Annotated in this window: 24 protein-coding genes; 20 read left to right on the forward strand and 4 right to left on the reverse strand. The window is 65.8% G+C overall.

What is annotated here, in order from left to right; translation table 11 throughout:
• Positions 1 to 8 precede the first annotated feature (8 nt).
• From GF399_00885 to GF399_00980, 20 genes are all read left to right on the forward strand, one after another.
• Positions 9 to 812: a hypothetical protein gene (locus GF399_00885; GenBank protein MBD3398868.1), complete on the forward strand. Its 804-nt coding sequence runs from the start codon at positions 9 to 11 to the stop codon at positions 810 to 812.
• A gap of 140 nt (positions 813 to 952) precedes the next feature.
• On the forward strand, positions 953 to 1,423 hold the full coding sequence (locus GF399_00890; GenBank protein ID MBD3398869.1) for a 4Fe-4S dicluster domain-containing protein: 471 nt from the start codon (positions 953 to 955) through the stop codon (positions 1,421 to 1,423).
• Between the two features lie 659 nt (positions 1,424 to 2,082).
• Positions 2,083 to 2,781, forward strand: coding sequence for a 4Fe-4S dicluster domain-containing protein (locus tag GF399_00895; GenBank protein MBD3398870.1), 699 nt, complete (start codon positions 2,083 to 2,085; stop codon positions 2,779 to 2,781).
• Positions 2,781 to 2,975 carry a hypothetical protein gene (locus GF399_00900; GenBank protein ID MBD3398871.1) on the forward strand — a complete coding sequence of 65 codons (195 nt, stop codon included), beginning with the start codon at positions 2,781 to 2,783 and terminating at the stop codon, positions 2,973 to 2,975. Before GF399_00895 ends, GF399_00900 begins: the two co-directional genes overlap by 1 nt.
• 284 nt (positions 2,976 to 3,259) lie before the next feature.
• Positions 3,260 to 4,117 carry a hypothetical protein gene (locus GF399_00905; protein ID MBD3398872.1) on the forward strand — a complete coding sequence of 286 codons (858 nt, stop codon included), beginning with the start codon at positions 3,260 to 3,262 and terminating at the stop codon, positions 4,115 to 4,117.
• Positions 4,118 to 4,226: 109 nt separating this feature from the next.
• Entirely contained in the window at positions 4,227 to 6,035 is a 1,809-nt protein-coding gene (locus GF399_00910) for an FAD-binding protein (protein MBD3398873.1), read from the forward strand.
• A 289-nt stretch (positions 6,036 to 6,324) separates the two neighbouring features.
• Positions 6,325 to 7,203, forward strand: coding sequence for a hypothetical protein (locus GF399_00915; GenBank protein ID MBD3398874.1), 879 nt, complete (start codon positions 6,325 to 6,327; stop codon positions 7,201 to 7,203).
• 51 nt (positions 7,204 to 7,254) lie between these two features.
• Complete coding sequence (locus GF399_00920; GenBank protein ID MBD3398875.1) at positions 7,255 to 7,848, forward strand: hypothetical protein; 594 nt, start codon at positions 7,255 to 7,257, stop codon at positions 7,846 to 7,848.
• A gap of 19 nt (positions 7,849 to 7,867) precedes the next feature.
• A complete protein-coding gene (locus GF399_00925; protein MBD3398876.1) occupies positions 7,868 to 8,746 on the forward strand; it encodes a hypothetical protein in 879 nt (292 codons plus the stop codon).
• A gap of 9 nt (positions 8,747 to 8,755) precedes the next feature.
• Complete coding sequence (locus GF399_00930; GenBank protein MBD3398877.1) at positions 8,756 to 9,436, forward strand: DUF4405 domain-containing protein; 681 nt, start codon at positions 8,756 to 8,758, stop codon at positions 9,434 to 9,436.
• Between the two features lie 28 nt (positions 9,437 to 9,464).
• On the forward strand, positions 9,465 to 10,523 hold the full coding sequence (locus GF399_00935) for a hypothetical protein (GenBank protein MBD3398878.1): 1,059 nt from the start codon (positions 9,465 to 9,467) through the stop codon (positions 10,521 to 10,523).
• A 334-nt stretch (positions 10,524 to 10,857) separates the two neighbouring features.
• On the forward strand, positions 10,858 to 11,388 hold the full coding sequence (locus GF399_00940) for a DUF2062 domain-containing protein (protein MBD3398879.1): 531 nt from the start codon (positions 10,858 to 10,860) through the stop codon (positions 11,386 to 11,388).
• 25 nt (positions 11,389 to 11,413) lie between these two features.
• Positions 11,414 to 12,526 carry an AAA family ATPase gene (locus GF399_00945; GenBank protein ID MBD3398880.1) on the forward strand — a complete coding sequence of 371 codons (1,113 nt, stop codon included), beginning with the start codon at positions 11,414 to 11,416 and terminating at the stop codon, positions 12,524 to 12,526.
• Positions 12,519 to 14,765, forward strand: coding sequence for an HDIG domain-containing protein (locus tag GF399_00950; protein ID MBD3398881.1), 2,247 nt, complete (start codon positions 12,519 to 12,521; stop codon positions 14,763 to 14,765). Before GF399_00945 ends, GF399_00950 begins: the two co-directional genes overlap by 8 nt.
• A complete protein-coding gene (ybeY, locus tag GF399_00955) occupies positions 14,762 to 15,244 on the forward strand; it encodes an rRNA maturation RNase YbeY (protein MBD3398882.1) in 483 nt (160 codons plus the stop codon). The genes GF399_00950 and ybeY overlap by 4 nt, the downstream gene beginning before the upstream one ends.
• A 196-nt stretch (positions 15,245 to 15,440) precedes the next feature.
• Positions 15,441 to 16,127 (forward strand): phosphatase PAP2 family protein, encoded by a 687-nt coding sequence (locus GF399_00960; protein ID MBD3398883.1) that lies wholly within the window; start codon positions 15,441 to 15,443, stop codon positions 16,125 to 16,127.
• 92 nt (positions 16,128 to 16,219) lie between these two features.
• A complete protein-coding gene (locus tag GF399_00965; protein MBD3398884.1) occupies positions 16,220 to 16,663 on the forward strand; it encodes a hypothetical protein in 444 nt (147 codons plus the stop codon).
• Positions 16,653 to 17,102, forward strand: coding sequence for a hypothetical protein (locus GF399_00970; protein MBD3398885.1), 450 nt, complete (start codon positions 16,653 to 16,655; stop codon positions 17,100 to 17,102). Before GF399_00965 ends, GF399_00970 begins: the two co-directional genes overlap by 11 nt.
• Positions 17,102 to 18,289, forward strand: coding sequence for a family 10 glycosylhydrolase (locus GF399_00975; GenBank protein MBD3398886.1), 1,188 nt, complete (start codon positions 17,102 to 17,104; stop codon positions 18,287 to 18,289). Before GF399_00970 ends, GF399_00975 begins: the two co-directional genes overlap by 1 nt.
• Before the next feature lie 87 nt (positions 18,290 to 18,376).
• Positions 18,377 to 19,048 carry a hypothetical protein gene (locus GF399_00980; protein ID MBD3398887.1) on the forward strand — a complete coding sequence of 224 codons (672 nt, stop codon included), beginning with the start codon at positions 18,377 to 18,379 and terminating at the stop codon, positions 19,046 to 19,048.
• A 184-nt stretch (positions 19,049 to 19,232) separates the two neighbouring features.
• On the opposite strand, the gene GF399_00985 is transcribed toward GF399_00980, so the two are convergent.
• The 4 genes from GF399_00985 to GF399_01000 all read right to left on the reverse strand — a co-directional run bounded on the left by GF399_00985 (position 19,233) and on the right by GF399_01000 (position 21,278).
• Positions 19,233 to 19,730, reverse strand: a complete 498-nt coding sequence (locus GF399_00985; GenBank protein ID MBD3398888.1) for a hypothetical protein — start codon at positions 19,728 to 19,730, stop codon at positions 19,233 to 19,235.
• A gap of 31 nt (positions 19,731 to 19,761) precedes the next feature.
• Positions 19,762 to 20,268, reverse strand: coding sequence for a hypothetical protein (locus GF399_00990; protein ID MBD3398889.1), 507 nt, complete (start codon positions 20,266 to 20,268; stop codon positions 19,762 to 19,764).
• An 18-nt stretch (positions 20,269 to 20,286) separates the two neighbouring features.
• The gene (locus GF399_00995) at positions 20,287 to 20,658 is read right to left on the reverse strand and encodes a hypothetical protein (protein ID MBD3398890.1); all 372 of its coding nucleotides are present in this window, start codon (positions 20,656 to 20,658) and stop codon (positions 20,287 to 20,289) included.
• Between the two features lie 131 nt (positions 20,659 to 20,789).
• Entirely contained in the window at positions 20,790 to 21,278 is a 489-nt protein-coding gene (locus GF399_01000) for a hypothetical protein (protein ID MBD3398891.1), read from the reverse strand.
• Between the last annotated feature and the right edge of the window lie 39 nt (positions 21,279 to 21,317).

The raw sequence follows: 21,317 nt of genomic DNA on the forward strand, positions 1-21,317 counted from the left end.
GCGAAGCCATGGCGTTACGCCGCGTGACCCGTTGGGGACTGAGCCTGCTGCTCGCCGGGCTGCTGCTCACCGGCTGCGGTCGCGACTTTCCCCTCCTCGAAGACTATCAGCCCGCGCCCAAGCAGCGCTACCAGCCACTGGCGGGCCGTCTGTTCGTCGCCGCGCCGGAACTGGACCCGGTGCTGGTGGCCGAGCTGTCAGACGAGGAGCGCCGCTCCCTGCGCGAGGCTCTTGAAGGTGCCCTGGTTGCCTATCTGGGCGAGAGCGGCCTCTTCGACGTGCAAACCACCGTCGACGCCGATGAGGATCGGACGGCAGCCGACTACACCCTCCACAGCACGCTCAACGGCTACCTGCTCAGCGGCGAGACGGAGACGGGTTGGGTCGTGCTGGCCGTCGCCGGGCTGACCGTCGCCGCCGTCGGCGAGATCGCCTGCCTCTGGGAGGTCGGCTCCCAGGTCATCGCCCAGGGCTGCGCCGCCCCCTTCGCCACGGTACCGGCCTGGAGCTGGTGGGCCTTCGGCGGCGGCGCCGCCGCCCTGGCCGGCGGGATGGTCGGCCTGATCGGCAGCGCCCGGCTGCAGTGCACCCTGGAGCTGGAGCTCGAGCTCAACGACAGCACCGGCAACAAACTGCTGGCCGACACCTTCCGCAGCAAGGTCGAGGTCTCCGGCGCCGTCCACCCCGGCGAGGCCACCGGGGCCGCCCTCGACGCCGTCCTCGATGAGTTCTGCGGTCGCGTCCACCGCAAGGTCCAACTCCCCGCCGACGCCAAGCAGGACGATCCAACGCCTCCTCCGGAGGGTATGTAGAAGGAGTCTCAATCCGGGGCGAAAAGCGACGCGGCCTTGCCTTCAAGGCCCTTTTGGCCTATATTCGCCGGTGGGTTAAAGCACCTTAACCAATCCAGTTACTAGCTTTTAGCGCCACCCTACCGAGGCAGGCGGTCCCTATGCCCGCAACCGAAAAACGCGACCTCTCAAAGATCCAGCGTGTGCTGGACAAAATCTTCGATATGAAGGAACCCCCGGTGGCCCGCACCCGCCTGCTCTCCACCGGGATGGAGATCTACAACCGCCTGCACAACGAGGGCCGCGACCTCTCCTCGGACAAGGGCTGCATCGGCTGCGGCAACTGCGTCGACTCCTGCCCCGTGCTGCGCCGCGAACCCGAGCGCCTCGAACGCACCGCCCAACGCACCTCGATGGCCCTCGAGTCCATCGTCGGCGAGGACTGCGAACAGTGCTACTCCTGCGCCCTGGCCTGCCCGCAAACAGACCTGGACATCAAGCAATACATCGTCGACAAACGCGTCACCGAAACCCTGCCCAAATCCAAAACCTTCAGCCACCTCGACCGCTACTTCGCCGCCCTGGTGGGGCTGATCTTCGGCCTGCTGCTGGGCATCCTCATCGCCTGGTAGCAACGCAGTGCGTTGCATCACAGAACGCGACGCAACGGTAACGACCAGCGCGATGCCACATCCGCGGACACGCTCCCTGCGGTCGCTCCGGCAGCGCCGTCGAAACGCTAAATGTTAATCAACGCAGTGCGTTGCATCACAGAACGCGAGGCAACGGTAACGACCAGCGCGATGCCACATCCGCGGACACGCTCCCTGCGGTCGCTCCGGCAGCGCCGTCGAAACGCTAAATGTTAATCAACGCAGTGCGTTGCATCACGGAGCGCGGCCCGTCGCCAACCACGACGTCGTTTGGGCGAGACCGTTGAAAAACAGCCCTGAGACCTGCGCCGTACCCGCCGGCGGAACTGGCACGGTTTTTGCGGCGTCGTCACCCGGCGGACGTCCGAGCGGTTTCAAAGCTGCAAAAACCGTGCCAGTTCCGCCGCCCCGGGCGATATCGACGCTTCGGGACCAGGTGACCGGCGGCGGTTTTTCAACGGTCTCGCCCAGGGGACCGGAATAATCAGCGATGGTCCCAATCAGAGCCGCTGACTTCGCAGAAGCGTTAAACACCGAATTGAACGCCGGATTGGTCGATGTGGAATCGATAAGCCGGCGGCATCAAGCAGCGCTATGTTAAGGCACGACGACAGACCGGCCCAACCGGTGGAGGCACGATGGGTGAAGAAGGCCAGGCCCGCCTGATCAACATCTACATCATGGGCAAGAAGTATAAGGTGCCCGAGACGCTGACCATTCTCAAGGCCATCGAGTTCGCTGGCTATCAGTTCATCCGCGGCTGCGGCTGCCGCGGCGGCATCTGCGGCGCCTGCGCCACGGTCTACCGCACGGCGGGTGACTACCGGCTCAAGAGCGGTCTGGCCTGCCAGACCGTCGTCGAGCCCGAGATGTACCTGACCCAGATCCCCTTCTACCCGGCCAACAAGTCGACCTACGACATCGAGGAACTGGAGCCCGACGCGGCCAGCCTGATCGAGCACTATCCGGAGCTGCTGCGCTGCATGGGCTGCAACGCCTGCAGCAAGGTCTGTCCCCAGGACCTCGAGACGATGGAGTACATGTCGGCGGCGATGAAGGGCGAGCTGGAGCGCGTCGCCGAGCTGTCCTTCGAGTGTTTGATGTGCGGGCTGTGCGCCAGCCGCTGTCCCGGCGAGAACGTCCAGTACAACATCGGCATCCTGGCCCGGCGTCTCTACGCCAGGCACCTGCGCCCCGAGGCCCCGGACCTGGAGCAGCGTGTCGAGGAGATCGAGCACGGTAAGTACGAAGACGACCTCGAGGTGTTGATCAAGGCCTCCGAGGAGGTTCTGCGTCGACGCTACGACGAGACGCAGGCCGACCGCGAACCCGACTGATGTCCCGCGGGCGGCTCAGAAGCCTGCTCGAGGGCCGCACCGGAACGGTGGTTTTCGTCCTGGCCCTCGTACTGCGTTTGGCGGCGGTTTTCCTGTTCGCCGATCATCACCATCCCGATGATCTGGAGTATGGCGCCATCGCGCGCAACCTGCTGGCCGGTGAGGGTTACAGTTTCAGCTATCCCGCCCATTAACTCGGCGAGCGACCCGGCACCGAGAATACGGCGGACGAAGCGCAGCCGACGGCCTTCATGGCGCCGCTGTATACCTGGCTGTTGACGGGTCTGCTGGCCGTATTAGGGCCTGAAGCCTATCTGGTCACTACCTGTTACAGGCCCTGGCCGGAGCCTTGGCGGCGCTGCTGCTCTACCGAACGGCGGTCGTGATCTTCGACGACCGGTCGGCTAAGGACCGGACGGCTCTGATTGCCGGATTGCTCGCAGCGGTCTTTCCGACCTTCGTCGGAAGCGCGGCCCTGGTGCTGCCGACCACACTGGAACAACTGGTCGGCTGCGCCCTGCTCTATACGGCGGCCGGCATCGCCCGGAACCCCGAAAAACGGCGGTTTTGGCTGTTAGTCGGACTGCTTCTCGGCGTCGGCGGCCTGCTGCGCGAGGTCGTGCTGGCCTACGGACCGCTGATCGTCCTCGTCGGCCTGCTGGCCGGGAAGCATCGGTGGGAAAGGTTCGGGGGTTGGGTTCTGCTCCGCGGCGGCGCCGCCGCCCTGATCGCCCTGGCCGTGCTGGCGCCCTGGATGGTGCGCAACGCCGCCGTCTTCGACCGTTTCATCCCGGTTACCAACCGGCTGGGCTACAACCTCTACCGCGGCTTCAACGAACGCGCCGACGGCTTTGACACCTCGCTGACGCCCGCCGTCGTCGAGAACGGACTGGACGACGTCTGGCGCACGGAGGGTGAGGCGGCCTTCGACGAGGCCCTCGGCGCAGCGGCGTTGGATTATATCGCCGACAACCCGGGACGGGCGGCGCTGCTGGTGCTCAAACGCCTGGGCTTCGGCCTGGTCGGCGAACTCGACGCCGACGCAGCCGGGATCGGCCGCCTTGGCGCGCTGCGCTACCTCGTCTACGCCGCCCAGCTCGGCCTGTTTGTCGCCGCCCTGTTCGGTTGTTGGCTGATGCGCAAGCTACCGGCGGCGACGAGGGCGCTGATTTACGGGTTTTTTGCCGTCTACCTGTTGGCGATACTGCTGACCTTCGTCTGCACCCGCTTCCGCGTGCCGCTGGAAACGGTTTACTGTCTGCCGGCCGCCCTGGCGCTGAACCGCCTGACGCGTCGCTTTACCAACCGTAGCGGGGCGGAGAAGGTCGCTGCTTGACCAAGACCAAATCGTTCCTCCCGACCCTTGAGCCGACGGTCGGAATCTTCACGAATTTGAGACCCACCCGCCGTCGCCGGTTAGCACCGCCGCCAACGCAGGAGATCCGATGGGCTACACCCCCGAACTCAAGGAACTGATCAGCAAGGTCGAACAGACCCGGCCGCGTCGTCTGGCCCGCCGCCGGGCCCCCGCCAACATCGTCGCCCACCGCGAGGAGAAGGGGCCGTTCCGCGATCTGCGAGACCTGCTCAAGGTCGAGGGCTTCGACGAGGAGCTGCTGGCCGAGATCAAGGACCAGATAGCCCTGGAGGATCAGCCCGGCAGGATCAACATCAACACCGCCGACGCCCAGGAGCTCGGCCACGTCAAGGGCATCGGCTACTTCCCGCCGATGACCATGGAGGAGCGCGACCGCGTCCTCAACAAGTTCCACCCCGACTACAAGGACACCGGGATGCGCGAGTTGGCCCTGGGACCCAATACGGGCGAGCGCGTACCCGACGAGTTCGCCGACCTGGTCGAGGCCCACTCCCTCGTCGCCGAGGTCGAAGTCGATCTCGCCGATCCCGCCTACAGCGTCGACGTTCTGGTAATCGGCGGCGGCGGGGCTGGATCGGCGGCGGCCCTCGTGTCCCAGGAGGCCGGCGCCGAGGTGCTGATGGTCACCAAGCTGCGCCACGGCGACGCCAACACCGTCATGGCCGAGGGCGGCATCCAGGGCGCCGATAAACCCCAGGACAACCCGGTCATCCACTTCCTCGACGCCTACGGCGGCGGCCATTTCACCAACGACCGCGAGCTCGTCGCCGCCCTGACCAACGACGCGCCCCTGGTACTCAAGTGGCTGGAGACACTCGGGGTGATGTTCGGCAAGAACGACGAGGGCGAGATGCACGTCCTCCACGGCGGCGGCACCTCGCGCAAGCGGATGCACTCCGCCGGCGACATGACCGGCGCCGAGATCATGCGCGTGCTGCGCGACGAGATCCGCAACCGCCCCCGGATCCAGGTCGTCGAGTTCGCCCCCGCCGTCGAACTGGTCAAGGATCACCAGGGGCGCTGCGCCGGAGCCGTGCTGCGCAACATGGAAACCGGCGAGCACCTCATCGTCCGCGCCAAGGCCACCGTGCTGGCCACCGGCGGCATCGGCCGCCTGCACATCCAGGGCTTCGCCACCACCAACCATTACGGCGCCACCGCCGACGGCTTGATCATGGGCTACCGCGCCGGCGCCCGGCTGCGCTTCATGGACTCCATCCAGTACCACCCCACCGGAACCGCCTACCCGGAACAGAACGTCGGCCTGCTGATCACCGAGAAGGTCCGCGGCCTGGGCGCCGAACCGGTCAACCGCCACGGCGAGGACTTCGTCTTTCCCAAGGAGCCCCGCGACGTCGAATCCTCGGCCATCATGCGTGAGTGCCTGGAACGAGGCAACGGCGTCAAGACACCCACCGGCCGTCTCGGCGTCTGGCTCGATTCCCCGATGATCGAAATCCTCAAGGGCCCCGGCACCATCGCCCGCGAGCTGCCCGCCAAGTACAAGCAGTTCATGCGCCACGGTATCGACATCTCCAAGGAGCCGATGCTGGTCTACCCCACCCTGCACTATCAGAACGGCGGGTTGTGGATCTCGGCGGACACCGCCACCGACGTCCCCGGACTGTTCGCCGCCGGCGAGGTCTCCGGCGGGGTCCACGGGCGCAACCGGCTGATGGGCAACTCCCTGCTCGACATCACCGTCTTCGGCCGCCGTGCCGGCCAAGCCGCCGCCGCCTACGCCGAGGAGGTCAACCTCGGCAAGCTGACCCTCGAGCACGTCGAGGAATGGGAGGCCGAACTGGAATCAGGCGGCGTTCAGACCGAGCGCGTCAGCCCGATGCTGCTGCCCGACTACCGCTACAAAACCGGTTAACGGCCACAACCGCTCGACAGCGGCGGCGGAACCTTTGAATAAGCTGCCGACGACACCACCGACCAACGCCCCGGAACCGGCACGGTTTTTGCAGCTCCGAAACCGTCCGGACGTCCGAGGGGTTGCGGCTCCGCAAAAACCGTGCCGGTTCCGGGGGGGGGGCAGCCCCGCGGCGGATGGCCGAAGCTTTGCCGGTTATTCAAAGGTTCCGCCGCCGAGCGTTGCAGCGGCAACCTAGATCCCAGGATCCAACAAACCTTTCAACTAAACCAGAACCCACCCATCGATGATGAAAAACTATCGGGGAAACTACGTACGCATCCTGTTGGCCGTGCTGCTTTGCTGCTGCGCCGCCGGCGCCCGTGTCGGGGTGACCCTGGTTCAGGATCCCGGCTCCGACCGCACCAGCACCTTCTTCGTCGACGAGGAGGGTCGCTTGTTCATTGGTGGCGAAACCACCTGGGAACCGGCCTCGGACGGTCCCTGTCCCGCCGCGGCGCCCTACGACATCAGCGGACTGCTGGACACCGGCAATGACCGCGTTCTGGTGTTCATGATCGCCGGTGACGGCGCCTGCTTCATCGTCGGACCGGGGGACTGGATCGAGCTGGATCCCCTCGAGGGTCTGCCGCCGTACCGGTTGGCCTGCTGCCCGGACCTTACCGGTGAGAACGCCATGCTGATTGCCGTCGACGCCGCCGGTCAGGTCTGGCTTTACACCGCCGAGGGCTGGCGGCCTTTCCTGGAGCCCGTTCCCGGTCCCGGCCCTTACGATATCAACGCCTTCAGCGAGCTCGAGCGGGAGAGTATCTTCCTCGACGTCGTCAACGGCGCCGGGCGGCTGTTCCGGGTGATGGAGGACGGCTGGTACGCTCTGGAGGTCGAACTCGACGGTGATCCGCCCTTCTCCGTCAGCTCCTACAACTCCGATGACGCCGCCTATCACTTCGTCACCGACTCGACGGGCAGTTTCTGGATGCTCGAGGACGGTTCCGTCATCAACACCATCTCGGCGCTGCTCGACGGCCGGGGTCCTTACGATATGGACGTCTACGTCCGGCCCGACGAGGAGTTCATGGCCGTCGTCCTCTGCGACTCCGACGGCGTGATCTACAATACCGACGGTGAGAGCTGGCTGGCCCAGAACGAGGGTTTTAGTGACGAGTAGATCGGCTGACGACGGGGATCAGCCATGCTTCAGCTCTTGAGGTTCTTGGTCGTGCTTATCCTGTCGCCCCTGACGGCGGCCGCTTTGCCGTCGCTGGCGGCGGCCCACGTCATCGACGACGACATCGTCCCGGCGCTCGACGACGACGGCCGGCTCCACCAGATCGACGGGACCACCTGGGACGAACTGGCCCCACCGTCCGTCGAGGCCCGACTGCCCGCCCCGCCCCCGCTCGCTTCAGGCTTCGTCTACGACGCGGCGACGGCCGTCCTCGAACCCCTCGTCCTGGCCGCCGACAATCGGATCTACGGCCTGATCGACGGCGGGTGGCAGAGCGCTGAGCTGGAAACCGCCGCGGCCGGGATCCGGCGGTTTGACCACTACCATCATCGAACTACCGGCTTCTTGCTGCTGCTGGGCCTGGACGAAGCCGGACGTCTCTACGACAACTCCAGCGGTGAACTGACCCCCGTCGACTTCCCCGCTTGTCCCGGTACGGGACCCTGGGAGATCGAGCTGGTGCGTATCGAGGAGCTGGACGCCTTCAACGTGATCTGCCTGGATTCCGTCGGCCGGCTCTACCTGGTCGACGGCGACGACTGGATTCCCCTGGCCGGACCCTTTAGTGAAACCGCCGAGGATTGAACCCGTCGGGAGGCTGAGCATGACCAGAAGCAAACTCGCCGCCGCCCTGCTGGCGGTGCTGGCGCCGTTGACCGCCGTGGGCCTGCCCGTTATGGACGCCGTTCACGACGACCACGGCGAGCTGATCATGGCCCTCGACGACGACGGCGTCCTGCACGAGCTGACCCGGGAGGGCTGGCTGACCGTCGGCGAGCCCTGCCCCACCGCGGGTCCTTATTCGCTCCAACTGCTCAAGCTGCCGGGTTACGACGCGACGGCCTTCATCTTCGTCATCGACGGTAGCGGACGCATCTACCAGACGGACAGCACCGCCTGGCTCGAGCTTCAGCCGCCGCCCGCCGCGGCCGAGGCGCCCTGCCGGGGCGAGCTGTTCAACCCCACCGCCGGCGGTGTCGACACCCTCCTCGTCGACGCCGGTGGCGCGCTGTTCGTCAACGAGGGCGAGGCGAATTGGCGCAGCGTCGAGGCGACGCTGCCCGGGGCGCCCCGGGACCTGGAGGTCTTCTTCGAGGAAGCTACGCTGACGGCCAACCCCTTCGTCCTGGCCGATGACAACCGGCTCTACGGCTTCGTCGACGACGCCTGGCAGCCATCGGAAACCTTCGGCGCCGCGGCCCGTTTGAACCGCCTGGAGCTCCACGTCGACGACGAAACCGGCGGGGTGCTGCTGCTCAGCGTCGACGAGGACGGGCGGATCTACGACAACAACGCCACCGGCGAGCTGGCCCCGACCGATCACGAGCCCTGCCCGGGCGACGCTCCCTGGGAGCTCAAGCTGTTCTTCGTCGACGGCGGCTTCGACCTGCTGTGTCTGGACAGCGCCGGCCGCCTCTACCAGGCCCTCGACGGCTCCTGGAACCAGGTCTGCGACCCTTTCCCCTCCATCGACAGCGAGTAGGCCGCACCGATGTCCGACGACACCCGCAAGAAGATCGCCGAGAGCCGCTGGCTGGACTGGCTCGATAAACGCTTCCGGCTCAAGCAATACATCATCGACAGCATGGAGCATCCGGTCAAGCCGTGGATGCGCAAGTGGTACTACTGCCTCGGCGGCCTGACCCTGACGATGTTCATCCTGTTGGTGATCACCGGTATCATCCTGCTCCAGCACTACAAGCCGACCACCGCCGGCGCCGCCGAGTCGGTGGCCTTCATCATGGGCGACGTCTGGATGGGCTGGCTGATCCGCGGTGTCCACCACTGGGCCGCCAACCTGATGATGGTCCTCGTCGTGGCCCACATGGTCCGCGTCTTCGTCACCGGGGCCTACAAGAACCCCCGGGAGCTCAACTGGGTCACCGGCGTCTTCCTGCTGCTGTCGACCCTGGGGTTCTACGTCACCGGCTACACGCTGCCCTGGGACCAGCGGGGCTTTGAACTGGCTCAGGGCGTCGTCGACCTGACCAGGCGCATCCCCCTCGTCGGCAACCCCATCGCCGGGCTGATAACCTCGGAGCCCGTCGTCGGTGACGAAGCGCTGAACTTCTTCTACATGATGCACGTGATCATTCTGCCCCTGGTGATCTTCATTCTGCTGCTGTTCCACTTCGTGATGATCCGCCGCCAAGGCATCGCCGAGCCGCTCTAACCGACGCACCGCGGGAGATAAGCCCAGCTTGCTCGAACGCCTTAAAGACCTGTGGCATAAACTGTCCGCCCGCCTGGCCAAGCGCCGCCGGGAGCGCGAGACCCGCAAGAAGGACGTCCCTTTCTTCCCCGAGTTCGCCATGTTCGAACTCGTCATCATGCTCATCGCCATGGTGGGTGTGGTGCTGATCGCCGTCTTCTGGCCCGGCACCGCCGGCCCGGCCGCCGATCCCGCCGGTGGGTTCCGCCCCGAGAGCTTCCTGCGCTTCGCCGTCGAGAGCCTGCCCGAGTGGGTGACGGCGATCGGCATCGGCCTGGGTTTCGGCTTCATCCTGCTGCTGTTTTTCATCCCCAAACTCGACCCCGGACCGCGACGCTCCAAGACCGCCCGCCGGGTGGTCGTTCTGACAGCCGTGGTCTTCCTCGGCGGCTGGCTGGGTATCTACGGCGCCTACGGCTTGTTCGCCATCCCCCACGGCTCCAACAACACCCCCGGCGGCGAGTGGACGATGTGCTGGCACTGCCACAGCCATTGGGGCGGCCTGGACGATCCCCTCTACATCTCCAAGCACGGCGAGGTCCTCGACGAGAACTGCATGACCTGTCACCTGCACGAGCCCCACCTGGTCAACTTCTACCAGCACGACGAGGGCCTGTTCCGCTCCAGCCACACCTGCGCCGACTGCCATAACCCCCACGCCCCCGTCCCCGACGAGGTCACCCCCGGCGACACCCCCCTCGAGCGGATGAAGAACGGCGGCGACACCCACGTCTTCAGCTACACGCCGCAAAACGGTGAACCCCACCCCTCGCTGCCGATGAACACCTGCTTCGCCTGCCACGAGTTCCCCCTGCACACGGGCGGGGCCGCCGAGGTCGCCGCCGACAGCCCGGCGATCGACCTCGTCGGCGAGCATCCGCCCCTGGGAGGCCGCTCCTGCGCCGACTGCCACGCCGACTATACCGGCTCGAGCGTCGGTGAGGCTCGCTGCCTGTTCAGCGAGGCCGGCGGCGACGTCCACGCCCTCTACGACGTCCGGGCCGCCGACTGCGCCGCCTGCCACGACGTGAGCGTCGAAGAGCAATAGCGTCTTCCCCGACGCCGGATGCGCTTGACAAAGCTTAACGGCCCGGCGGCGCCGGGCCTGTTTGTTGACACGCAACACCGCGGCGCAGGGCCCGGCGGGCTGCGAAAAACAGCCCGGGCATCCTCCGGCGTTACAACAACATCCACGCGCCGGAACTGGCACGGTTTTTGCATCTCGGCGACGCTGCGAATGGGTGGAGGGTTGCGCCTGCCGCAAAAACCGTGCCAGTTCCGGCGGCCGGGCGTTCGGGCGTTGAGAGCGTCTGGGGGGGGCTGTTTTTCGCAGCCCGCCGGCTGTTCGGGATCATCCAGTTCAACGGAGGTCGTAGCGATTCATGGGTTGCCGTCGCGGCAAACGTCTCAAGGGCCGTACGATCTGGCGTCGGGCCAGGCGCTGGTTGCGTTTGCAGTACCTGCGCTTTTTGCGCTCGGATTCCTCGCCGCACAAGGCGGCCCTGGGTTTGGCCGTCGGTGTGTTCATCGGGATCTTTCCCACCTTCGGCCTGGGGGCCTTGATGGCCGTGGGTTTGGCCTTCCTCTTCCGCTTCAGCAAGGTGGCGGCGGTGGTGGGTTCGGCGATCATGAACCCGATCACCTCGCCCTTCTTCTGGGGGCTGTCCTTAACCATCGGTGCGTGGTTGACGGGCAACGAGGTCGCCGCGGTGGCCCGGTTGATCGACGAGGGCGAGCTGTGGAGCGCCGCCGGCGAGGTGGTCTGGACCTACCTGGCGGGCAACACCTTGCTGGCTCTGGCGCTAGCCGGTCTGTTCTACGGGCTGGGCTACGGGGCGGTGCGGGCTTACCAGGAGGCCCGTCGCCGCCGAATGCTGGAGAGCCTGCCCGACCCGCCGCGACGGGCGCCTTGAGCAGCGGCCCGCCCTCTGCTAAACTATGCTTGAATCAGACGAGCCCCGCGCCCGGGGCGTAGCGCCGTGGAGGTCGATCACGCCGAAGGTCACCAGCAAGCTACAGCTAAAGCTCAACGGCAACGAGGCCGAGTTCAGTGGGCCGGGTAACGAGAATCTCAGGCTGTTGGAGAAGTTGCTCGATATCCGTTTGAACCTGCGCGGCGAGCAGGTCAAGCTCACCGGTCAGCCCGAGAACGTCCAGGCGGCCCAGGACCTGCTGAGCCAGTTCGCCCGGGCGGCCAAACGCGGCCACGTCGTCCAGCCCGCCGAGGTCCGCGCCGCCGTGGCTAACCTGACCGAGCCGCCCAGCGCCCAATTGGGCTTCGACGAGGTCGTGGCCACCAGCATTACCGTCGGCTCGCGCAAGGTGGTCAAGCCGCGCACCGCCGGTCAGAAGCGCCTGATCGGCGCCCTCTTCCACTCGGATATCGTCCTGGCCATCGGTCCGGCGGGCACGGGCAAGACCTACCTCTCCGTGGCCGTCGGTCTGGCCAACCTGCACCGCGGGGCGGTCAACCGGCTGATCCTGGCCCGTCCGGCCGTCGAGGCCGGCGAGAGCCTGGGCTATCTCCCCGGAGCCCCGGAGGAGAAGATCGCCCCCTACTTGCGTCCGCTCTACGACGCCCTTTACGCCATGCTCAAGCGGGACCGGGTGTTGACACTGATCGAGCACGGCGTGATCGAGATCGTCCCGTTGGCCTATATGCGCGGCCGGACCCTGGACAACGCCTACGTCATCCTCGACGAGGCCCAGAACACCACCCATCGCCAGTTGAAGATGTTCCTGACCCGCCTCGGCGGGGGCAGCAAGGCCGCCGTGGTCGGTGACGTGACCCAGATCGACCTGCCCCGACCGCGGGAGAGCGGGCTGCTGCTGGCCCAGGACTTTCTCGCCGACATCGAGGGGCTGAGCTTCGTCCACCTGACCCGCTCCGACATCGTCCGTCACGGCCTGGTGGCACGCATCGTCGAGGCCTACGAGCGCTTCGACAGCGCCGCCGAAGCTTCCGACGGCGGCGAAAACGACGACGGGACCGGCGAAGAAACCGCCGAGGTTAGCGGCGACGTGACCAACGACGGAGCGACCGATGACTGATCGCGACGAGATCGAGCGCCGCAACGAGACGGGTCCGATCCGCCTGTGGCGGATCCTGCCCCGCCTCGGCGTCGGCCTGGCGATCATCGTCGTTCTCTCCCTGCTGACCTTCCCCTCGAAGACCTTCTACAGCTTCGATTTCGAGATCGGTGACGTCGCCGACAACGACGTCATCAGTCCAATCAAGTATCCGGTGCCCAAGACCGAGGCCGAACTCAAGGCGGAGATCCAGTCCCGCCGCAGCGAGGTGCGGCCGATCTATATCTACACTGACGAACTGTTGCGCGAGGGCTGGAGCGAGTTCCGCCGCCTGCTGGCCGATCTGCGCGCGGCCCTGGAGGCCGAAAACCCTCCCGGGGAGAAGTGGACCGAACTGGCCCAGAGCCTGAGCGGTCGCTACCGGGTGGATTTCGCCCCGGAGCTGCTGGAGTTGTTGCGTGATGAGCCCGAGCTGCTGACCGAACTGCAGAAGCTGCCCGATACCCTGGAGAGCGCCTTCGTCAACGGCGTCGTCGAGGACAAGACGGACATGGACGAGGGCGCCCTGGTCAACGGCCTGTTGTTGCGCTATCCGGCGGAGGACCTCTACTTCGCCCGGGCCTACGAGCAGATCGCTGATCTGGGTGAGATCCGCGAGCGCGTCCTCGGCCTGATCGCACCCTATCTCGAAAAAGAGGAGTTGACCCGCAACCTCGTCGACGTCGTGGCCCGCTTCATCCAGCCCACGATCTACCTTGACGAGGAGGCCACCGCCGAGCGCATCGTCGCCGCCGAGGGCGGTGTCGACCGCGTATCCTATTGGGTCAGCGAGAACGAGCGCATCGTCGCCGCCCACGAAGTGATCACCCCGGAGGTCTATCGCAAACTCAAAGCCCTGGAGAGCTTCCGCTCCAGCCGGGGCATCCTCTACGTCACCCTGGGTCGGGCGGCGATCATCACCGTCTTTTTGTTCATCTTCACCCTCTTCCTCTACACCTACCGCCGGCGTTACTTCAATAGCCTGCGTTACTGGATCCTCTCCGGGTTGATCCTGATCCTCGTCGTCGGCCTGAGCCAACTGATCATCACCTTCTTCTTCCAGCAGGTGCCCCAGATCGGCTACCTGCTGCCCGCGGCCCTGGCCGGAGTATTATTCACCATCCTGCTGGACACCGAGACGGCCATCATCGGCTCCCTGGTGGCCAGCGTGATGTTGGGGCTGCTGACCGGCCTCGAGGTCCGCTACCTTTTCGTCTTCCTCACCGCCGGTCTGGCGGCGGTTTTCTCGGCCACCAACCTGCGAACACGCAGCTCGCTCTACTGGATCACCCTCAAGGTGGCCGCGGCCAAGCTGCTGGTCATCGCCGCCATCGGGCTGTCCTTCTCCGACACCCTGCCCGAGACCCTCAACAACGCCGTTCTCGGAGCCGTCGGCTCGTTGATCTCCGTCTTCATCGCCAGTCTGGTGCTGCCGATCTTTGAGAGCCTCTTCCATATCACCACCCCGGTCCAACTACTCGAGCTCTCCGACGTCAACCACCCCCTGCTGCGCAAGCTCAACGAGCGCGCCCCGGGAACCTACTTCCACAGCCTCAACGTCGGTGTGCTGGCCGAGGCCGCCGCAGGCACCGTCGGCGCCAACGCCCTGCTGGCCAAGGTCGGCGCCTACTACCACGATATCGGCAAGATCGACAAGCCCGACTACTTCAGCGAGAACATCCACGGCGAGAGCAAGCACGACAGCCTGTCGCCCTCGATGAGCTCCCTGGTCATCCGCAGCCACGTCAAAAACGGCGTCGAGCTGGCCCGCAAACACCGCCTGCCCCGGGGCGTGATCCAGATCATCCGCGAGCACCACGGCACCGGGCTGATCAGCTTCTTCTACCAGCAGGCCCTACAGCTCGATGAGCACAACATCCTGGAAAAGAAGGACTTCCGCTATCCTGGACCCCTGCCGCGCTCCAAGGAGGCCGCCATCGTCATGCTGGCCGACTCCGTCGAGAGCGCCAGCCGGACGATCACCAACACCACCGTCTCCTCGATCCGCATCCTGGTCCGCAACGTGGTCAACTCCAAGTTCGTCGACGGCCAGCTCTCGGCCTGCGATCTGACCCTCAACGATCTGTCCGCCATCTCGGAGAGCTTCGTCAAGACCCTCACCGGACTGCTGCACTCCCGCATCGAGTACCCCGACGAGATCGTCCACCGACCGACCGCCCTACCCGATACCGACGCCGAAAGCGACGAGGAGTCTGCATGACCCCCGCCCGCTTCCCCAACTACGAGGTCCTCGTCCACAACCACCAGCGGCTCCACTGGGTGGAGCCCGAACTGCCCCGGCGCAGCGCCCTGCTGACTCTGGCCCTGGAGAAAGCCGAATCCTGCAGCCTGGCCGTGGTGCTCTTCGACGACGAGCAGACCGTCGAGCTCAACGAGCGCTACCTCGACCGAGCGGAAACCACCGACGTGCTGGCCTTCAACCTCGACGGCGACGACGCAGGACGCTCCGGCTCCCCACCCCTGCTCGGCGACGTCTTCGTCAACGTCGAGCAGGCCCTGCGCCAGGCCGCCGATTACCAGTTGCGCGTCGAGCGTGAAATCGCCATCCTCACCGCTCACGGCGTGTTGCACCTGCTCGGTTACGACGACGCCGACGAGCACGGCAGCAACGAGATGATGGCCCGCTGCTCCCTCGTCGTCGATCACGAATGGCTGACCGCCTACCTCGGTGACCGCTGAGCGCGGCGGGAGGCCCACGACGACGAACGGGTGGTCCGAGGTTCCGCCGCCGGGCGCCGTGAAACTGACAATCCACTCCAACCCCGGATCGACGATGTCCGACGATGCCGACAAGGATCAGCACCAGGAAGACGGCGACCGCGACGGGCGCAGTCCCGGTGAGCGCCGCGCGGCGACCCTGGGGCGCAAACCCAAGATGTCCCAGAGTTTCAACAACGCCCTCGAGGGCATCGTCTACGCCCTCAAGACCGAGCGCAACATCCGCATCCACTTCATCGTCGGCGTGGTGGTTATCGGCGGCTCGCTGTTCCTGAACATCTCCCGGCTGGAGCTGGTGCTGATCATCGTCGCCGTGGCCCTGGTCCTGGTGGCCGAGCTGATCAACACGGCCATCGAGAAGGCGATGGACCTGATGACCACCACCTACCATCCCCTGGCCAAGCTGGTCAAGGATATCGCCGCCGGGGCCGTCTTCATCGCCGCCATCGCCGCGGTCATCGTCGGCTACCTGGTGCTGTTCAAGGGGCTCAAGCCCCACATCTTCTCGGTCATCCGGGCGGTCAAGGGCAGTCCGGAGTACGTCACCCTGATCAGCTTCACCCTGGTGATCATCCTGGTGATCCTGGGCAAGGTCCTCTTCGGTCGGGGCTCGCCGCTGCACGGCGGGATGCCCTCGGGTCACGCCGCGGTCAGCTTCGCCATCTTCGCCATCGTCACCCTGGTGACGGAGAACCCCCTGGTCAGCGTCTTGGTGTTTCTGTTGGCCCTGATCATCGCCGACACGCGCATCCGCCGCGGCATCCACACCTGGCGCGAGGTCACCGCAGGAGCCCTGTTGGGCATCGGGGTGGTCTCGCTCAACTACTGGCTGTTCCTGACCTGAGTCCGCCGCCGTCCAGCTGACACTTTTTCACCTCCTTCGACGTTTATGGGCTGACACCGTTGACATAACCACCACCCAACCCGCTGAAAGCCATGACATTTCGCCAAACCTCCATCCTCAGCGCAGGGCTGATCCTGCTGGCTGCGTTTTCCGTCGGGGCCGAGCTGGCCCCCAATGAGAAAGCGGCCTGGCTGTATTCCCGGACGGCCTTCGAGTTGACCGCCGATTACGGTATCGTCGAGGAACGCACACCTGAAGAGCTGACCGAGTTGGCCGAATCCGCCGAGGAGTTGGCCGTCGATTTCATCATCGATCTGCGTCGGTGGTTCGAAGATCTGGGCGCTGGTGTGATCGTCGATGAGAGTGCCGCCGATTACCGCGCTATAGATCATCTGCTCGGGTACCTGCTGGAGAAGGTCGAGCTGTTACTCGACGAGTTGGAACGGGAGAATCACGACGCCTGCGCGAACCTGTTGGGCAGCCTGCACCGTTTGACCCCCTCCCTCGCCGAAGGATTTGGAAACCATGACTATTAAGCGTGTTACCGCCGGTTTGCTGCTCCTCGTCTGCCTGGCGGCCCTTCCAACCGGGGCCGCCCAGCGCGAGGCCGACGCCGTCTCCGTGGCCCGGGACTTCGAGCAATTGGCCGGCTTCTACCGTCAGTGGAGTGACTTCGACGGCCAGACCCGGGCGCTGGTTCGTCGGGTGTATGACGAGTTGACGGTGACGGCCCGCGGCTACATCGACAACTGGCGCAAGGATCCCGCAGTGCTGTATCACGATGATACGGACCTCGTCGGTGACATCCTGCTGCAGACCGAGCGGATCGAGAGCCAGCTCAACCTGCTGACGGAAACGGGCGCCGGGGGCGAGATCAACGAGGTCACGGCGACGGATTTCTACGGCGTCGAGCTGGACAAGGCCGCCGGGCTGTTCTACGAGCTGGGCGAGCTCTTCGACGGCGCCGGCATCTGATGCGGGGACGGCGCGTCGCTTTCCTGGTGTTGTTGACGGTCTCGGCGGCTCTGGCCCAACCACGGCGGTTGACACCGGAAGGGCGGGGTCTCTGGGTGCCGGCCTGGGAGCTGAGCGGTCCGGGGGCCGTCGAGCGCGTGGTGGAGACGGCGGTCGCCCACGGCTTCAACGAGCTGTTCCTCCAGGTTCGCTACCGCGGTGATGCCCTCTACCAGCCGAACCGCCACGACACCACCTTTCCCAACCCCGAGCCGCGCTCGGCCTACCTCGCCCGGGCCCCGGCGGGTTACGATCCCCTGGAGCATGCTCTGGAGCTCTGTCGCGCCTCCGGGCTGCGTCTCCACGCCTGGGTGGTTTGCTTCGAGATCACCGGCGGCCGCGTCCCCGCTTCCCCCGCCCACGTCGTCAACCGGCATCCCGAGTGGCTGGCCTACGGCCGTGACGGCCGTCCGATGGCCGTCGGACATCGGGCCTGGCTCGATCCCGGCGTTGCGGCGGTGCGCGACTACACCGCCGATGTGTTGGGCGATCTGGCGGCCAACTACGCCGTCGACGGCCTGCACCTGGACTACGTCCGTTACGAGAGCCCGCGCACCGGCTTCAACCCCCTGGCTCTGGAGGAGTTCACCCGGGAGACGGGTTTCACTTCACCGTCGGCCGCACCCGCCGTCTGGGCGGACTGGCGCCGGGAACAGATCACCCGCTTCGTCGCCGCGGTCGCCCGCCGCCTCGGGGAGTTGCGTCCGGAAATGCTTCTCTCCGCTGCCGTCTACGCCGAACGCGATACCACGGCCCGCGACGAGGTCAGCCAGGACTGGGGTCGCTGGCTGCGTGCCGGTTACCTGGACCTGCTGGTGACGATGAGCTACTTCACCGACGAGGCGATGATCGCTCGCCAGCTAGAGCGGGCCGTCGAGTGCGCCGACGGTTCCCTGGTCTACGCCGGTCTGCTGCTGCGCGAGCTGCACGACGAACGTCGCTTCATCCCGCCGGGGGAGCTGCGCGTTTACTACGACGCCGTCCGCCTGCGAGGCGCCGACGGCATGGCCCTGTTCAGCTACTCGGACCTGCGTGAGTATCAGGCCGTCGGTCTGGAGCCCGGTGAGCTCTTCGACGGCGCCGCGGCGGCGCCCCTACCCGCCGCATCCGCCGGACAATTCGGCTCGATTACGCCCGGCGCAGATTGAAGGTAAAACACCGCAGGCCCGACAGTTGAAAGCGTTATCAGCGCCTTCTCAACGACATTTCAAGACAACGCAGCAAGGAGCGCACCGATGGTTTTAAGCTTACCACGCCCGGCGGTTAGCCTGACGTTGCTCCTCGGCCTCGCCGTTCTGACGGGCTGCGAGGGCGGCACCGGCTCAGGTGACGGTGACGGTGACGATGGTGGTGACGGCGGCACCGGCCACGGTCTGGCCTGGGCTCTGGACAAGGCCGATCCCATCCGCGACGCCGAGATGCCCGACGCCCTGCTGCACATCATTTTCGCCAACGCGCTCGACGGCGACGGTCAGCTGACCGACGATGCCGAGGCCTTCTGGCACTTCACCTATGTCGATAGCGAAACCGCCGATGAGCTCAACGGTCTCGACGTCACCGTTTACTGCAACGGACTGACGACGAACAGCTTCAATACCTATGAGCTGACTATACCGCTGCCCGCCTACACGACGGCCTACGGCTGGATCGAGGCCGCCGACGCCGCCCTGCCCGACGAGGTGTCCATCAACGAGCGTCAACTGCTGGTGGTGCCCAACTATCTCGCCGAATGGTTCGAAGTCTCCGACAACCTGGCCTACGTCCTCTACCGGGGTGGGGATGACGAGGGATATGATTACCTCGTCGCCGTCGATGCCGACAGCGGGACGGTCAACAACGTCTTCGACGGCGCCCAACTTCAGTTCCTCCTCGACCTGATCGATGATTGGTTCCCCGAGGCGGGCTGAGCCACCCGGCGGCCCCGTCACGGTTTTTGCAGGCCGCGGTTGCCTTCGGGCAACCGCGGCGCAAAAACACGCGCCGGGGCCTGGAGGTGCCCGGCGGTCTTCGTGGGTATCCGGGGACGTTGATTAACAATGACAAGCGGCGGGGAGAGTTCCCCGCCGCTTGTTGAAAAGAGTTGCTGAAGGTCTAGTCCCAGTAGCCTGTCTGTTCGTAGCGCAGGGCCTCGGCGCCGCACTCGGGGCAGCTGAAGTGTTGCCCTTCGGGGTTGTCGACCAGTTCGAGGTTCAGGGCCTCGCCGTGGAAGCCCTCCTCGAGCTCGACCCAGCGTGGCAGCTCGCCTTCGCCGGTCAGCTCCTCGAGGACCTCGGGGGGATCGAAGGCGGCGTGGACCTCGGCGACGAGGTCGAAGTTGGTCTCGGTGAACTCCTGGATCTCGCGGTGGTTATTGTTGATGTTGACGCCGATCTCATCGGCGGCCTTGAGGGCCAGCAGGAAGTCGACCTCGTAGACCAGGCCGCTCTCCGGGTCGCGGTAGAGCAGGTGCAGCCAACCGGGCAGCATCCCGGAGCCGTAGAAGTATTCCGCCGGTTCGTAGCCGCATTCAGCGCAGCGGCCCTGGATAATCTCACCCGCCGCGGCGGGTAGTATCAGGGCGATCAGCAGCAGGGGTATTAACTTGCGCATCGGACCTCCATGGTGGTAGTTGGCGCGGGGCTCAGTCCCAATTGCCGTGCATGAAGAAATGCAGGGAGCGCGAGCCGCAGGCCGGGCAGGCGAAGGTTTTGTCCGCGTCCCAAACCCTTTCCAGCAGGATCATCTCCGGCAAGAGGCGGGTCTCCGGGCGCTCCGAGGCGATCTCGGCACCCCGGGGCCGGTTATCCATGTTCAGCCGTTCCGGCGGCGTCCAGCTGTCGAAGAAGGGCCGGTACTGCTCGTGGTGTTCGTTGACGACGTCCCAGATGGCCGTCGAGGTGCGGATTTGGCTGAAGTCGTAATCGATCAGCTCGCCGAACTCGTAGGACAGGTCGAACTCGACGCTGACCACCATCCTCCACCCGGGCACCGAGTATAGGGCGTAGACGGAGAAGGGATCCTCGAGGCCCCGGCCGTGCCAGAGGTTTTCTTCGCTGTAGCCGCAGGAATCGCACTCGGCGCGGTAGATGCCACCGGCGAAAGCGCCGAGGGTGGTGATGAGCAGCAGAGTTATCGTCTTGCGCGGCATCTTGCTCCTCGTTCGTGATCAGTCCCACCAACCGACCTGTTCGAAGACGAAGTCGCCATCTCCACAGTCGGGACAGGGGTGGGTGCCGTCGAGGGGCTCTTCTACGTGGGTCCACTCCAGCGCGTTGGTTGAGGCACCCTCGCCGAGCATCACCCAGTCCGGCAGGACGTCCTCGACGGTCAGCCCGCCCAGGACCAGCGGGGCGGAGAAATCCTCCTCCAGGGCGAGAATCTCCTCGAGGTGCTCCTGCTTGTAGGCCGACCAGTCCCGTTCGGCGGTAATGTCCAGACCGGTCGCGGCGGCGTGCTGCAACACGAAACTGAAGTGAACGGTGTGGTAGGCGCCGCTGTGGGGGTCGCGATACAGCAGGGTCAAGCCGCCGGGGTCCATCCCCCGGCCCCAGACGAGGTCTTCGACGGTGCAGCCTCAGTCGGCGCAGCTCCCCTGGATGATCGCCCCCGCCGTGACCGCGGCGGCGGTCGCCAACATCAGCACGAGCAGTTTACGCACTGCGAAACCTCCTAATCCCAGACACCGCTCTGGGTGAATTCCAGGCCGCGCCGACCGCAGCGCGGGCAGGCGGCGTGGTCCAGGTCCTGGACGCGGTTCAGCTCCGGGGTTTCCAGCGTCAACGGTGCGCCGTCCACGGTCACCAGCAGCCCGTCGGGTTTGGTGCCCACGGTCAGGAGCGGCGGCGGCTCCCAGCTCCCCATGACCTCCTCGTAGGTCGCGTAATTGGCGTTGAACAGCTCCCAGAACTCGTTGGAGTAACTGTCGGGAGCCTCGACGCCCAGGGCGGCGAAGAACAGCGGCGCGGCGTCGAAACCGACGCTGACCAGGCGCTCGGCGGCGGGATCCTCGTAGACGGCGTAGCTGAACAGGGGGTTCATCCCGCCGCCGACGAACAGGGCCGGTTCCTCGTAGCCGCAGCGAGCGCACTCGACGTGGTAGACGATCCCGGCGCCGGTGGCCGCGACGAGGGCCAACATGATCGGCAGAGCCCAACGCATCGTGTTTCCTTTCGACTACTTTGGTCTCGATAATCGGGT

The sequence above is a fragment of the Candidatus Coatesbacteria bacterium genome, assembly GCA_014728225.1.
Classification (GTDB): Bacteria; RBG-13-66-14; RBG-13-66-14; order RBG-13-66-14; family RBG-13-66-14; genus WJLX01.

What these genes read in the sequence shown, in the direction of transcription:
- GF399_00885 (MBD3398868.1), top strand. Translation starts at nt 9, where the DNA reads ATGGCGTTACGCCGCGTGACCCGTTGGGGACTGAGCCTGCTGCTCGCC.
- GF399_00890 (MBD3398869.1), top strand. Translation starts at nt 953, where the DNA reads ATGCCCGCAACCGAAAAACGCGACCTCTCAAAGATCCAGCGTGTGCTG.
- GF399_00895 (MBD3398870.1), top strand. Translation starts at nt 2,083, where the DNA reads ATGGGTGAAGAAGGCCAGGCCCGCCTGATCAACATCTACATCATGGGC.
- GF399_00900 (MBD3398871.1), top strand. Translation starts at nt 2,781, where the DNA reads ATGTCCCGCGGGCGGCTCAGAAGCCTGCTCGAGGGCCGCACCGGAACG.
- GF399_00910 (MBD3398873.1), top strand. Translation starts at nt 4,227, where the DNA reads ATGGGCTACACCCCCGAACTCAAGGAACTGATCAGCAAGGTCGAACAG.
- GF399_00915 (MBD3398874.1), top strand. Translation starts at nt 6,325, where the DNA reads ATGAAAAACTATCGGGGAAACTACGTACGCATCCTGTTGGCCGTGCTG.
- GF399_00925 (MBD3398876.1), top strand. Translation starts at nt 7,868, where the DNA reads ATGACCAGAAGCAAACTCGCCGCCGCCCTGCTGGCGGTGCTGGCGCCG.
- GF399_00930 (MBD3398877.1), top strand. Translation starts at nt 8,756, where the DNA reads ATGTCCGACGACACCCGCAAGAAGATCGCCGAGAGCCGCTGGCTGGAC.
- GF399_00940 (MBD3398879.1), top strand. Translation starts at nt 10,858, where the DNA reads ATGGGTTGCCGTCGCGGCAAACGTCTCAAGGGCCGTACGATCTGGCGT.
- GF399_00945 (MBD3398880.1), top strand. Translation starts at nt 11,414, where the DNA reads ATGCTTGAATCAGACGAGCCCCGCGCCCGGGGCGTAGCGCCGTGGAGG.
- GF399_00950 (MBD3398881.1), top strand. Translation starts at nt 12,519, where the DNA reads ATGACTGATCGCGACGAGATCGAGCGCCGCAACGAGACGGGTCCGATC.
- ybeY (MBD3398882.1), top strand. Translation starts at nt 14,762, where the DNA reads ATGACCCCCGCCCGCTTCCCCAACTACGAGGTCCTCGTCCACAACCAC.
- GF399_00960 (MBD3398883.1), top strand. Translation starts at nt 15,441, where the DNA reads ATGTCCCAGAGTTTCAACAACGCCCTCGAGGGCATCGTCTACGCCCTC.
- GF399_00965 (MBD3398884.1), top strand. Translation starts at nt 16,220, where the DNA reads ATGACATTTCGCCAAACCTCCATCCTCAGCGCAGGGCTGATCCTGCTG.
- GF399_00970 (MBD3398885.1), top strand. Translation starts at nt 16,653, where the DNA reads ATGACTATTAAGCGTGTTACCGCCGGTTTGCTGCTCCTCGTCTGCCTG.
- GF399_00975 (MBD3398886.1), top strand. Translation starts at nt 17,102, where the DNA reads ATGCGGGGACGGCGCGTCGCTTTCCTGGTGTTGTTGACGGTCTCGGCG.
- GF399_00980 (MBD3398887.1), top strand. Translation starts at nt 18,377, where the DNA reads ATGGTTTTAAGCTTACCACGCCCGGCGGTTAGCCTGACGTTGCTCCTC.
- GF399_00985 (MBD3398888.1), bottom strand. Translation starts at nt 19,730, where the DNA reads ATGCGCAAGTTAATACCCCTGCTGCTGATCGCCCTGATACTACCCGCC.
- GF399_00990 (MBD3398889.1), bottom strand. Translation starts at nt 20,268, where the DNA reads ATGCCGCGCAAGACGATAACTCTGCTGCTCATCACCACCCTCGGCGCT.
- GF399_00995 (MBD3398890.1), bottom strand. Translation starts at nt 20,658, where the DNA reads ATGGACCCCGGCGGCTTGACCCTGCTGTATCGCGACCCCCACAGCGGC.
- GF399_01000 (MBD3398891.1), bottom strand. Translation starts at nt 21,278, where the DNA reads ATGCGTTGGGCTCTGCCGATCATGTTGGCCCTCGTCGCGGCCACCGGC.